9 protein-coding genes and 1 pseudogene are annotated in these 14409 nt (G+C 37.9%); 5 read left to right on the top strand and 5 right to left on the bottom strand.

Going from position 1 to position 14409, the window contains the following annotated elements:
* Together BA1DRAFT_RS20435 and BA1DRAFT_RS20430 are read left to right on the top strand one after the other, a co-directional pair.
* Positions 1-792: lysozyme (locus BA1DRAFT_RS20435; RefSeq protein WP_200868811.1), on the top strand; the 792-nt coding region annotated here is incomplete at its 5' end.
* Entirely contained in the window at positions 786-1154 is a 369-nt protein-coding gene (locus BA1DRAFT_RS20430; RefSeq protein ID WP_051560905.1) for a hypothetical protein, read from the top strand. The genes BA1DRAFT_RS20435 and BA1DRAFT_RS20430, both read left to right, overlap by 7 nt.
* 43 nt (positions 1155-1197) lie before the next feature.
* Here the strand turns inward: BA1DRAFT_RS20430 and BA1DRAFT_RS20425 are convergent.
* Positions 1198-1767: pseudogene (locus BA1DRAFT_RS20425) on the bottom strand (aminotransferase class I/II-fold pyridoxal phosphate-dependent enzyme); the annotation flags it as partial.
* Between the two features lie 399 nt (positions 1768-2166).
* The gene (locus BA1DRAFT_RS20420) at positions 2167-2895 is read right to left on the bottom strand and encodes a LuxR family transcriptional regulator (RefSeq protein WP_036783176.1); all 729 of its coding nucleotides are present in this window, start codon (positions 2893-2895) and stop codon (positions 2167-2169) included.
* 512 nt (positions 2896-3407) lie between these two features.
* Between BA1DRAFT_RS20420 and BA1DRAFT_RS20415 the strand changes: the two genes are divergently transcribed.
* The 3 genes from BA1DRAFT_RS20415 (at position 3408) to BA1DRAFT_RS20405 (ending at position 10835) form a co-directional block, all read left to right on the top strand.
* Positions 3408-3998, top strand: coding sequence for an inclusion body family protein (locus tag BA1DRAFT_RS20415; RefSeq protein ID WP_036783173.1), 591 nt, complete (start codon positions 3408-3410; stop codon positions 3996-3998).
* 661 nt (positions 3999-4659) lie between these two features.
* Positions 4660-6327, top strand: coding sequence for a ShlB/FhaC/HecB family hemolysin secretion/activation protein (locus BA1DRAFT_RS20410; protein ID WP_036783170.1), 1668 nt, complete (start codon positions 4660-4662; stop codon positions 6325-6327).
* A gap of 65 nt (positions 6328-6392) precedes the next feature.
* Positions 6393-10835, top strand: a complete 4443-nt coding sequence (locus tag BA1DRAFT_RS20405; RefSeq protein WP_036783167.1) for a hemagglutinin repeat-containing protein — start codon at positions 6393-6395, stop codon at positions 10833-10835.
* A gap of 247 nt (positions 10836-11082) precedes the next feature.
* Here BA1DRAFT_RS20405 and BA1DRAFT_RS20400 read toward each other — a convergent pair whose 3' ends face one another.
* The 3 genes from BA1DRAFT_RS20400 to BA1DRAFT_RS20390 form a co-directional block, all read right to left on the bottom strand.
* Entirely contained in the window at positions 11083-11631 is a 549-nt protein-coding gene (locus tag BA1DRAFT_RS20400) for a hypothetical protein (protein ID WP_036783164.1), read from the bottom strand.
* A 241-nt stretch (positions 11632-11872) separates the two neighbouring features.
* A complete protein-coding gene (locus BA1DRAFT_RS21505) occupies positions 11873-13267 on the bottom strand; it encodes a DUF6973 domain-containing protein (protein ID WP_051560903.1) in 1395 nt (464 codons plus the stop codon).
* 538 nt (positions 13268-13805) lie between these two features.
* Positions 13806-14177, bottom strand: a complete 372-nt coding sequence (locus BA1DRAFT_RS20390; RefSeq protein WP_036783162.1) for a hypothetical protein — start codon at positions 14175-14177, stop codon at positions 13806-13808.
* Positions 14178-14409 lie beyond the last annotated feature (232 nt).

Raw genomic sequence — 14409 nt, 5'->3', positions numbered from 1 at the left:
ATTGAGATGACCAAAGAGCACATCACTCTCACCTTTGGCGGCTCCGTCATTACCCTGAACGCCGACGGGGTGTTGATTAATGGTTCCAAAATTGGCTTAAATAACGGTAGTGGTCAAAGCAGTGTTGTTCCACCTGCGACAATAACTAAATCCCCTTCTACTGATACTGCCCCTATAATTTTACCCTCGACAAGTCAGGAAGGAAAAAAACCATCTGTACCTGTAAATAGTCCGATTACGGCAACACCTACAAGCCAATCACTTCAACCCAAAAGCAGTGCTATTTCAGGTGATAATGAAAAATCCATAAGCCAGGATGGATTGAATTTATTAAAAGAAATCGAAGTACTGCGATTGAAACCATATAATGACCAAACAGGCAAAAATATAGACAACTGGACTGAAGGGGCAACTATCGGATATGGTAAATTGATTTCAAAAAGTGAATGGGATACATATAAAAATGGCATTACGGAAGATGAAGCAGAACAGCTCTTCAAAGATACTCTTGCACCTTATGAAAAAGCGGTAAATGATGGAATAACAAAGGAAATAAAACAAAACGAGTCCGACGCTTTAGTTTTGCTGTCATATAACATTGGTATCGGTGGATTCAAAAAATCATCTGTTGTCAAAATGATAAATGATGAAAATGCGAAGACAGGTTATGACAGCATTGATGATGCCTGGAAAGTATGGAATAAATCTCAGGGCAAGGTCAATCAGGGCTTAATAAACCGACGAGCAGCTGAGTTAAAAATATTTAATAGTGGAGTCTATGAAAAATGGTAAAAAAAATATTTTCTACTCTTATTGGGATTATTTCTATTTCCCATTCTTATACATCGTTTGCGTCTTATACTTCGTCATTGGAAACGGAAAAATTTATTATCACTATTAATGTTCTTTGCCCAGAAGGTGAAGTTACCTGTGATGACGTTGTGTATACTGGAATAAGAAAAAAAGATAGCGCCACGCTGAGACTTAAAGGAAAAACATTAAATAAAAACTGTCAGACAGGAACCTGTAACTTATATGGTTATGAATTCATTAATCGTGGTACGACATATACAATATATCTCGACGGGATATTAGAAATTACTCAAGGGAAGAAGTTGCTTTTATCAGAAGTCGGAAAGTGGCACGCCCAATAATGATTTCATATTAAATAAATTGCTTTTTTCTATCTCATTTTTAAGCAGGAGAAGATAATCCATCACACTGCGTGAGTTGATGAGAATATGCTGCGCGGCTATGATCATCATTAATAAAACCATATGCACCGGTAAGCGCAGGAATATTAAATGACTTGGATGCTGAGGTCACTAGCGCCCAATGCGTCGTGGCAACTTCACTCCAAGGAATATGTTTTGTATCTCCCAAGGTCATGTCCATATGAATTTCATCGCTGATAACGTTAACATTATAACGCTCACACAGCTCAGACATCGTTTTAGGTTCAGAATGACTCCAGACTTTGCCCGTTGGGTTGTGTGGGTTGCACAGCAATAATATTTTGGTTTCTGGTTGCGATAGCAAAGTTTCAAGTTGATTCATATCACACATCCAGTTATTACTTTGTTTCTCAAGTGGGCAAGCAAGCAACTGCCGCTTGTTCCCCTGAATAACTTTATAAAAACCATCATAAGCAGGGGTGTGAACAACGATATTTTCACCAGGTTTAGACCAAATACGGATTAATTGCGACACCATGTAAATCACAGAAGGGCCATAAACCACCCAATTTGTATTAATTTCACAATTATACCCAATGGATTTCAAGATGGATCGCGACGGCAAGGGAGCGAATCCCCGGTCACATAGCAAACTATGTGACCGGGGTGAGTGAGTGCAGCCAACAAAGAGGCAACTTGAAAGATGACGGGTATATTAAACAAGGAACAGGCAGAACCGTAATATTACAATTCTGCCAAAGGAAAAGTGTGTTGGTTGAGCCTGATTTTATATTTTGAATAGATATCATTGTCATCTTGTCAGGAAAATATCTCCAATTCCTATTTACAATGGCACCAATAAAGATACAAAGGTAAAAAGTCAGTTTTTGTTCAAATTCTCCTGATAATCCATTTGAACAATAGGATTAATTATTGAGTTAATTTATAAGATAGAAAATATAATCATCTGATAATTACAAATTGATATTAGTTATATATAGCCAAGTAATGCAGCTTTAGCTATTGCCTGGAATTTGTTCTTACAATCCAGTTTTTTAACGATATTCATTAGGTGAAAATCAACTGTACTTTTAGTGACACAAATGGTTGATGCAATTTCAATTGATGTCATCCCATCTGCGGTATACCTTAATACCTCTAATTCTCTATGTGAAAATGAGGTATTATCGATATAGAACGATTGTAAATACTTTGTGTGTGATGTTAAGTATCTTATTATCCTAATATATACTCCTAAAATTTCTCCACTACATTTATACATTGTCTCGTTATCAATAGGCCCCTCTTTTCCCGCAACAGAAAATACTCCATAAGTTCCTGAAAATGCAGGAAGACCAAAGGTGATCCCAGAGCGAAACCCATATTTCTGATTCACATACCAAAGTTCTTGCCCATTAGATTTTGAAAAGAAATCCAAATCCCATATTTTTGAAAAAGAAGGCGGCACTGGTCGGAAATTTAGAACGGGATCAATCATCCAATACTTTTTTTCTATATAAAGGGCTCTCCAAGATTCATGATAATTATTAAAGAAATACACTTCTCGGTTAGATATAGGAAAACGCGCCTTTAATAAAAGGGAGAACAAACTAAACCCCGAAATTTTGTTAATAAGTTCACAAATTTCAGCCACAAAATGGGGATCTACGTCTAATTTATGAAAATTATAAGGTAAGGTATATGGTCGATAAATATTCATTCAATGTCCTCTTGAAAATTAAGAATATTGATAGTGAATCCTAATCTTTATTATAGTAGCAGAAATTAGACTTAATAGAGAAAATAATTCTTTACTGTTATACAGAGGCATAATCTGATAAGCCACCATGTATTATTCGTAAACAAGAGAAATTATATCAATAGGATTGAAAATTTAATAATCATGAAAAATTATATATATAAAAACATATTATAGCCATATGAAGAATATTAAACCATTTTCAAGTCAACATAAGTAATTATTTAATATTTTACTCTAAAAAATTATGTTTTGTTCTTTACAACAATAAATTAATTAAAGTATTGAATCATATGAAGTAATACCTAATAAATATATGAGTAATTTTCCCATATAAACTATGATTTATACCAGTAGCTGTTTCAACTTTAATAGTTAATTATATAAAAAGAAAGTTATTAGAATAATAATTAGTAAACAAAATAATCTTTCAATTCCTAATAAATAGTTTAAATATGTAAAGAGGTGTTATAATGAGTGAAATCATTCAGGGTAAAGATGATATTGCTATAACCAGGAACGCTGTTACAGCTGATGTGACCTTTGTTATTGATATTGATTCAATAATTGAATATCTTAGCACTAATAATCTTAAAAGTTCTCTGGACCCTAAAGAGCCAACAATTATCCGTCAGCATGTATATATAGCTAATTATACTCCAGAGTTTGGACTAAAAGTGGCGAGTTCATCTGGTGCTCGTGTAACTGTTCCTATTAATGCAAATATTAGGTGGAGGGCGACAACGGTATCCAATAATTTCGACTATACAATTATACTGTATAAATTCAAAAAGCTTAGTACAGGACAAGATGTCGTCTCTGTCCCATCACAAATATGGTCACAGAACCCTATAGGCAAAAAAGTTCCAATGGTCCCTTCAGGAGTTAATGCGAATGAGGATGAACCTAAGGTAATTTTTGTTGAATCTCAAGACAGTTATTTCCAAGCAATAGCTCATAGACCAGGTGTAGAGCAATATACATGGTTCTTTGCTGCTTATGATGGCAAAAAACTCCTAGGCTATTATCGATATGATCCATATGTTGAAGTAACTAATAACTAATCATTTGTATATTGTCATTTTCTACTGGAAAATTATTAAAATAGTTTTCCAGTATTTTTCACTTTACTTAAATATCTGCAATAAACACTAATTTATATAATAATATCACCACCGTATAGAGAAAAGCATCTAACATCCAGGTAAGTCTATTCTTCTCCATGAATTTAACAATCTTCCGACAATTATTCTGTTATCGGCTCAAATGACTTTCTCTCTATTATTGATTCCTTTAGCTAAAATAACTTACAGGGACTATTACATCTGACATTATCGTCTATCAAGCTAAGTAACAGTGAATTAAAATTTAGCTTATTATTACTTGCTTAGATTAAGCTTTCCTTTCTTTAAAAATCTTCCTAGTACAACCCACGCTATTATTTAAAAAAACATCACCTGTTACTTATTCCACTTAAGTTAATTCATTAATAAGCAATAAAATCATTGCTCTTATTAACTCATTATTATCCGAATAACCAACTAATTGAAATTTCTAATAGAAAATCGAGATATAAAAGAAACGCCACTCGTTAATCAGAGCAAGATATAACCAGGAGTGTGCTTTAATAACAAATAAACTAGCCAATACGCATGTCATTACTATCGGGCTATCACCCTATATTTATGTTTTATGGAATAAAATATCATCCTTATCGGTGAATGAATGATAAAAAGAATATCTATTTTAATATTGGGTTGTATTTCCTTTCAGATAATCGCTTCACCGGCAGAGGTAAATGATAATCTGCCAATGACTGAGGCTAGAAGAACGCTGCAAGATAGTTCCAGGGAAATTAACCAACTGATAGAACAACGCCGATATCAGCAATTGAAGCAGCAGGCTAATACCGTTCCTGAGTCAACTTCTGCGCCGGTATTGCCGGAATCTAAGCAATGTCTGCCGTTAACCGGTGTTTACCTTAAAGGGATTTCTCTGCTCTCGGTTCGGGATTTAAGTACGCTCAGCGCTTTGTCCCCGGAGTGTATCAGCAGTCATGATATCAATCGGCTCAGCCACGAACTGACTCACCTTTATATCAGTAAAGGCTATATCACCGCCCGTATTCAGTTTATTGCGCCTAATGCCGATGGAGAGTTAGGGCTAAACCTTATCGAAGGGTTTATTGAAAAAATCGAAGGCGGTGATCGCTGGGTGAATAGTCGTATGTTATTTCCCGGTCTGGAAAAACAACCGCTCAATATCACACAACTCGATCAAGGTTTAGATCAGGCTAACCGGCTACAGTCCAATAAAGTCACCCTGGATATTTTACCGGGAACGGTAAATGGCGGCTCAGTGATCAAACTGCATAATCAGCGCAGTAAGCCTTGGTTATTGAATATCAAAACTGATAATTATGGGCAAAAGAGTACTGGGAAATGGCTGGTCCGCACAAATATCAGTTTTGACAGTCCATTTGGTTTATCCGATTTCATCAGTCTAAATGCCAGTAGTACGTTAGATAGCCCATCAAACCGGTATAGCCGTGCTTATACTCTGCTTTATTCGGTGCCCTATGGCGCAGCAACATTCAGTGGGTTTGGTAGTTATTCCCAATATGCCAGCCGCCCCCATTTACAAATGAGAACCATAAAGATTTATGGTGATACTCAGCAAATCGGCATGCGTTCCGATTTTGCCTTCTATCGTAATCAATCTCAGATTAATAGTGTCAGCGGGCAATTAACTTACAAGAATTACAATAATTACATCGACAATGCCAAGATTGGCGTCAGTAGCCAAACATTGAGTGTCTTTGAGCTCGGCGTTAATCATTTACATATCATTCCAACCGGATTAATCACGCTCAATCTGAGTGTTGAACAGGGTTTGCCTTGGTTTGGAGCACAAATCGGAACCGCTTATCTCGATAAGCAGTTCACCAAAGGCAAGTTGATGGTCAATCTGCATCAGCGTTTTATGCTGTTCAACTCGTCTTATCAGCTCAATAACCTGTTTTATGGACAATACAACCGGCGCGGTCTGCCCGGCGTCGAATGGCTAAATATCACTGATCGGAATGCAGTGCGGGGATTTAGCAAAAATACGCTATCCGGGGATAACGGCTGGTATCTGCAAAATACGCTATCCCGGACATTTCCCCTCGCCAGCAGCACATTATCACTGCGTATCGGCATTGATACTGGCCGGGTTCAGGGATATCGCAGCCCACAAGGTTGGCAAAGCAGCGCCGGTATCAGTTCCGGCGCCACGCTGAAATACCAGCGCATGGTATTCGATATAGAAACCAGTCGAGGAAAGTTATTTTCTAATCGCCAAGCATCGGATGAACCCATTCAGGTGCTAGTCCGTTTTTCTTACACCTTTTGATGGTTTTAAGCCGTACCCAATGCTGTACACACAATAATATAACTAAATATATAGAGACTTAATGTATGAAAAACAAAAAATTCAGGTTATCCCCTACCGGCAAGCTTGCCGCTTCTATGGCAATCATTCTTGTCTCTTGTTCTACCAGTTTTGCCAGTGAAATCGTTGGTGGTGGCGATCCAGCACACCATCCCGATATTTTCGCGGCCGAAGGTAAAGCAACGGTTGTGAATATCGTGACGCCCTCTTCTTCCGGGCTGTCACATAACCAATATCTGGATTACAACGTCGGTCAGATGGGCGTCGTACTAAATAACGCGCTGGAAGAGGGGCAATCACAATTAGCCGGTCAGCTCGCCGCTAACCCTAATTTAAATGGTCAAGCCGCTAGTCTGATTCTGAATGAAGTTATCAGCAGGAACCCTTCCCTGTTATTAGGTCAACAGGAGGTGTTTGGCATAGCAGCAGATTATGTACTGGCAAACCCAAACGGCATTACCTGTAATGGATGCGGTTTTATCAATACTAACCGCGCTTCTCTGGTTGTGGGTAATCCATTGGTAGAACAAGGTGATTTGCAAGGTTTTAGTATGTTTAATAATCAGAATAGCCTGAAAATTAAATCGGACGGTTTAATCGCCAATGCGATCCTTGATCTTATCGCACCCAAAATTGACAGCCGAGGCCCAGTCACCGCTCAAAAAGAGATTAATGCGATCAGTGGTGAAAATAAAACTTCATCCACAGGAGAAATCTTTGATTCTCAACAAGAGTTAACCGATGTGCTGGATAGCTATTATCTCGGCAGTATGCAAGCCGGACGTATCCGTCTACTTAATACGGCAAAAGGCAGTGGAGTTAATTTGCAAGGTTCTCTCACTGCCAGTGATGAGATTACGGTTAATTCCCACGGTAATCTCAATTTAGAAGCGGCACACCTGCAAGGCGGAAATGTTGCGCTCACAGGTAATAATATTGAAGTAAAAGGTAAAGTCAGCGAATCAGCATATAGCCGTGATGGTAGCAATAATTACCAAAGCTATTTCAGCGGTTCTTATACCAATGAGAGTAAAAGTAGCCAGTCACTTGCCCGCACTCAACTAGCAGGCAAAAATATCTCATTGGTCGCCAACAATAATACCCGAATTGCAGCCACTGATATCGTGGGTGATGATGTTAATCTGAGTGGCGCTAATCTGACTTTAGATGGGCAGCAGTTAAAGCAATCCACTAAAAATATTGATAACCAATGGGGTTATTCCCGGCGTAATGAGGTGACTCGGGAAAGTGAAAAACTACATCAGGCAGGGAATACGATAACCGCCCGGCAGAATGTGAATTTAAATGCCGTTGAAGGCGATGTTAAGATCCGAGGCAGTCAAATAAATGCCAACGATAAGCTGGCTATTACCGCGAAAAAGGATGTGCAGATTGCCGGTTTAACTGAAATAGAAACATCATCAGAAAAAGGTTATAAAAAAAATCAAACGGCTAAATTGCAGACCGGAAATTGGGAAGAGAGTAAACAGACCGAGCGCTTAATTGCCAGTGAATTACAAGCAGGTAGTAATCTTGATATTAAAGCGGGAGATCACGCCGAGATTTTGGGGGCGAAAGTCCATGCAGGTCAAAATCTGACACTGGAAGCCGGTAAACAGCTGAAAATCGATGTTCAGAAAACGGCTAACAGCGCTGCTGTACGTGATGATAAAAGATACTGGGGCGGTATCGGCGGCGGCAAGAATAAAGACAATAGTGAGTTGAAAGAAACCAGCCATGCGTCTGAACTGACGGCCAATGGGCGTTTATTGCTATCAGGTCATGAAGGTATAGCGATTACCGGCAGTAAAGTAAAAGCGACTCAAGGTGCCTTTGTACATGCTAATAGTGGTGAAGTAACCATCGATAATGCGGTCAGTTATATCGACCAGAAAGTTGATGAGCGAACAGGCACCGTACTCAACATCACTAACAGCTCAAAAAGAGCCAATAGCCAGCAACAGAAATCTCATGGCAGCGAGTTGGTTTCTGAAGCGGATCTCAAATTACTCAGTGATGAAGATATCAATATTATTGGCAGTCAGGTGCGAAGTAGCGGTGCGCTTAACCTGAACACATCCGGTAATGTCAACGTGCTCTCTTATGGCGAACAGAAACAGGTTGATAAACAAAGCACCTCTCTGGAGCCGCAAATCCACTTCCAACCAAAGGGGGATAAACAGTATCGTGCCGGAATAGGTATTGAACATACCAGTAACAGTCAAAAAAATCAGACGATAACACAGCAAGCTTCCACGTTAAGTGGAGGTAGCATCACTCTCGATGCTGATAAAGATGTCACCCTGCGTGGTTCCAATCTGGTGACGACTACAGGTGATGCTAAGATCACCGGTGCGAATGTTCATCTGTTAGCCGCGGATAATAAAAAATCCGAAGAGAAATCTCAGAGTAAAAAATACGTTGGCGCCTATCTTACCGGAGGAATCGATAAAGTCGGTTCCGGTATTTATGGTAGTTATGGAGGTAACAACAACAATCATACCAGTACGACTGCCGTTGTTTCCGGTTCTCAGATCGCAGGTAATTTGAACATTAAAGCCAACGGTGAATTGGTTCAGGAAGGGACGAAGCATGAAGTCAGTGGCGCTTATACCGCTGAGGCAGGCAAAGTCAGCAATCTGGCCGTATCGAATACGACAGCAAATACCAACCACAAACTACAAGTTGGCACAGATATTGGTGTCAATGTCGATTATAGCGCGGTCACTCGCCCAATGGAGAAAGTGGTCAAAGAACCTGCTAAATCTGCGCTGGATGGCACTTTAACCAAAAAAGGCACACCCAATTTCGGAGCGGATATTGCCGCTAACGGCAGTAGCATCGTAACCGCGAACAAAAAATCCGAAGCGGTTGTGACTTCTGTTCAGGCTAGCGATATCGTCATTAAAACCAACGGCGAACTGTATGACCAAGGTACTCAATATCGTGCTGATAAGGGTAACGTTACACTGACTGCCGGTAGCCATAACAGTGAAGCAGCACAGAATCATCACGAAAGCAGCCACAGTGAAACCCGCGGCAATGCTGACTTACGTGTTTACACCACCACCGGTGAAGATATCTCCGGTAATGGTAAAGGCAAAGGCGGCACACAAAGCAGCCATACTGTGACAACCGAAGCAGTAACCAGCCGGATTACCGCAGCGGATGATATTAATATTCGCGTCGAAAGGGATGCTGAATATCAAGGCACATCTCTGAATGCTGGCTCTGGCAAAGCCAATATCGATGCTAAAGGTGATATCCGTTTTGATAACGCCACCAATAGCGTAACGAAAACAGCGACCGGTTATAACGGCGAAGCTTCTGCTAAAGGGGGGAATTCGCCAGAGGGCAAGAATGTTCATATCGGTCTTGGCGGCGGTTACAACACGGATAGCAAGAATAGTACCACAGCTCAGGTCAGTGAGATTGGCGGTAAACAAGGCATCAATCTAAATGCAGGCAATAACTTGACGCTGAAAGGCGCTGAAGTGACCGGTAAGCAAATCAACCTGAATGCTAAACAAGGTAATGTTGAACTGGTATCTGCTCAGGACCGCACTAATAACGATGGTTGGGAATTTAACCTGAAAGGCAATGGGGGGAATGCAAATTCGATCAAGAAAGCTGAGGATGACACTACCACCACGACCACAAAACAGAACTTCGGCGGGGAAGTCAAAGCAGGTATTGATCGCCTGCAAGCAACAACCCAACGTAATAGCCATATCAAAGGTGAAAATGTCGTGATCAACAGCGGCGGGGATACGACAGTTGCCGGAGCACGAATAGAAGCGGATCAGGTAACAGGCAGTATTGGTGGTGATCTACGCGTTGAAAGCCGTAAGGATACTGAACATGGGTTAAATGTCGGTGTTGATGCTGGCGTGAATTACACTAAAGAATCCAAAGTAAAAAGTGACGATATCCCTAAAGACGAAACAACTAAGGATGATCCGTCTAAAGACGATGTGTCGAAAGATGAGGTATTGAAAGATGATCCATCTAAAAATCCAACCGAAGAGCCACAACCGAAAGGATGGCAGGAAAGATTAACCTCTGCGTTTGATAGTCTTAATAATATTAAAGGTATTAATGGGGTTACAGGTAAACTTAAAAGCAATGTCGATATTAAAGATCGAGAAAATGTCGGCGAACAATCGGTTATTTCCGGTAATCAAGGGGTTAATTTAGATGTAAAAGGAAATACTCATCTGATTGGCGGGCAAATTGGTAGCGAGAAAGGTAATGTCATTCTTAATACCCAAAATGTGGAACAACAATCTGTTACTAGCTATGACAATAGTAAAGGCGGTAACGTTGCATTACCTGATTCTGTTAGCGGAATTGTTAAAGCAGTTCAGGAAGGTGTATTGTCCGGCAAAATACCTTTGGTGAAAACGTATAGTAATGAAACCGAAGCTAGTACAACTAATGGCGAAATAATTAATCGTAAATCTGATTAATTTGTTCTTTTATAAAAGATCCTTCAAATGAGGGATCTTTTTATTGCTACGTATATTGAATATTTCAATAATTCCAATTGACAATAAACAACTTTTCAAAATAGTAAATTGCAGGTTATATATTTTTCCACTTTCATACCATAGTAGAGCCAACATGCCTTTTAAACCATCATAAAATGCCCGCTAACTGTAAAGCAAAACCATAGCGTCTTACACTTCCAACAATATTTTCTATAAAAATAAGCAACTATTCCTTATATAGGTTATTTTTTTCGGATTGATTTTCATTTGAGGGAGATATCTCATAGAACATATTACGCTTACGTTTGCTCGATGTGCCATGATATCTTTTGATAAACAGTTGACTGTTTTCTTTTGTTAAAAAGTAATATTCAGGGAAATTACTCTCTGGATATAGTAAACTGGCAAAATTAGGTACAATTTGATTTTTGTCACGATAATCAGGATAAGGGAAGTATTCTTCAAAATAAACGATTTCTTTGTTTTTGATAAAAATAAATTTCACCCCAACATCAATAAATTGATAATGCATACCAATCGCCTTTTCTATAGATTTAGGACGAGTTCCTGTAGGGAATATATAGGCACGATCCCAATGAAATGGTGTTATTTTACTTAAATCAATTAAGCATTCCTGATTTATTTGGCAATGTTCATTGGTATAATCGGCAATGGCCTCTCTAACATCCCATTTTTTGAAAAAAATAAAATAAACAGAGACAAAAATAGAAAATATGATTAAAACAATAGATAAATTTTTATTCATTAATTTCATCTTCAATTTTCTCCTTATACATAACTAATTTTTATTCATACTTCTTTCTTATATTATAATAAAATGTCACTTATTAGTAATTATTTTTTGAGGATTTTGAATGTCTTTTATATCAGGATAGATATAGTATAAGTTATACATAGTAACCATATGCCATAATTTTTTCTGCTTTTAACACAAAACCTCAGATCTTCATCTGAGGTTTTGTATTAGCTATTATTTTTCAATAAGTTATACTGTTTTATTTGCCGTTTTCATCAAGGCTTTCAAATACAGACTTCATATAAGCGTATTGTACATCGGAAATTTTTTCTTTAACAACTTCATAACCATGAGCATTCTTAACGGCAACATATAACCCTTCTTTATGAAATTTTTCTAATGCGATGAGCGCTAACATTTTCATTGATGTTGTATTTGAGCTCAACCCAATATGGCGGCCTATTTGGTTATTAAGTAAATCAATAGTCTGATCAGCATCATTGAGAACTACAAATTGCCGGATATTCAGATCAACCCGAGGGTCAACTTCATGTGCATCACCTGCATGTTTAGCAATTTTTTCCCCATATCTGGCTGACAGAGTAGCCTGCCAAATAGTATGTCGAAAAGCATTCACCTGCGTTCCTTCACCCTGCATGTCCTTGAGTTGAGTGAATCCCCCTTTTTTCTCATCACCTTGGGTTGCAAAGCGCACTGCATTGGTGGTGATATTTGTCGAACCCTGACTAAAAAGGCCAATTTCGAACGCTTCTTTCGGGTACAACTTGGCAAAAATTAATTGCTTCACCGAAGGCGGAATTGCTGTGTTTTGACCGTCATGAATAGCTTCATTAATTTCTATTCTTGATTTTTCAAGATCTTCTTTAATTCTTTTTAATCGAGCGACTTCTGTAGTGAGCGCTCTACTTAATTTAGCTTTCATTTCCTTATAATACAAAAACAAATTTCTAACAGCTCTTCGATATTTATTTCCAATCTCATTCCAAAAATCATCAGACTTTTTAATCTCACTATTTAAAAAATCATCTAAATTCTTCTGGGAATTAATCACTACCCTAGATGTCAATTTAATTATGCCCACATTTGTCGTATGTTTCTTATCGTAAGGGTACTTATTAGCATCAATTAACGTTAATCCTTCAGGTGTATTGTTAATAATATTAAGTGCTTTATTCACTGATTCAATTGCTTTTTCAGATTTGGATTTTTGAAATTCTGAGATGTAACGTTGATATAAAACTAGTTCTTCAAGCGTCATACCCGCTAAATTTTTTGTCGCTTCTTGAGGGGTCTTATTAGTTAATGCTTTCTGTTCAGTAATAATGCTTTCTAATTTAGCCTTTTGTTCATGCGTAAAACCAGGAATAGCATTGATAATATTGTCAGCTCTTATCGAATCGACTTTAATATTAAAATCGCCAAAATTGATGAAAGGAATATCAAAGTTTCTTTCAGCACCAGAAATGGCACCTGCCCCCCAATTAATCGGCACATCTATAAAATCTGCCAATCCTGAGGCAGTTATGTGGCCCTGAGTAATTGAAGTTACACGCCCTTCAAAGTGAAATTTATAACCATCACTGCCAGGGATAGTAACGTTAATAGGCGGAAAGTTCAGAGGAGAAATTTTCATAATATGTTCCTTATAGAATATAATTGCAAAAATAATTATCTAGATTACACCTAGCGTTTCACGTAATCGTGTCGAGTGAGTTATTATATTATTTTTGCAAAAATGGTTATTCCGACACAGTGCTATTATAGATTTTATTATCTATTTTAATAGCAAGTTTTTTTGTATTACTACTGTTACAAAACTAGGAGAATCGTATGAATAATTAAATATTATCCACACGCAAAAACCCCGCTTATAATACTTACTCCAAAAGTTGAGTTTCCATCCAAATTCGTTTATGTTTCATCCTCATATTTAATTTTTTTTGTTTATTTTTTCAGCTTATTTAGATGTGATTGTACTTTATGATCCCATATATATTAGTAATTTTTGTCTTGAGTTGTCTGAATAATTTTTTATATTAAGCTTCGCTCATTTTGGGATATGGGTACTATAATTGGCGTAACTCAGTCCTTTTAGTGATTTTTGGCGATTGATCAGAACGCCAAAATTGGACTAAGCTCCCTTCAAGGAATCTATTATTTTGAAAAATTATTTAAATTTCTTGATATAATGTTACATAATACATTTGCCTATAAATCGGCTGAGATAAATAAACATCATCAAACTCATGTTTATCATGCAGTACTTTGTCCCTTTCAGCCTTAGCTATTTCATGTTGTAGAATAATAGCTACTTCACTTTTATTTAATTTCTCAGAAAGAATTAATGATGTTTGCGTTTTATCGAAATCAATATTATTTCTATCAATACCAAAGTCATTCAAACTATTCGCAGTAAGCTGCGTTGCCCATCCATTTATATCTGAACAATCAGGCCCTGCGGCAATAGCAGATATTGAAAATGAGAATACAACTACCGATAGTAATATTATTCGACCGTTAAATCGTGATCGCCACTGCCCCATATTTGTCTCCTGATAAATAAACGCTAATTTGTTATTCCAATGGTTGATATCGCCCCTATGCATCAATCAAACGGGACGAAATGGACTTTATCCACATAAGTCACAGAATAGAAAGTTTTACCATTTTAATACAATACAACCTTCATTCCGCACCTAATTCAGGAATAAACCGCTTTATATTGTGCGCCTAATAAACTCAAAAGCTCATGGTGGTAAGATTGCATTCCTGTCA

This window comes from Photorhabdus aegyptia, from assembly GCF_000612035.1.
GTDB lineage: Bacteria > Pseudomonadota > Gammaproteobacteria > Enterobacterales > Enterobacteriaceae > Photorhabdus > Photorhabdus akhurstii.
The sequence above is the reverse complement of the archived record's forward strand: the minus strand, read 5'-3'. Positions and strand labels throughout refer to the sequence as shown.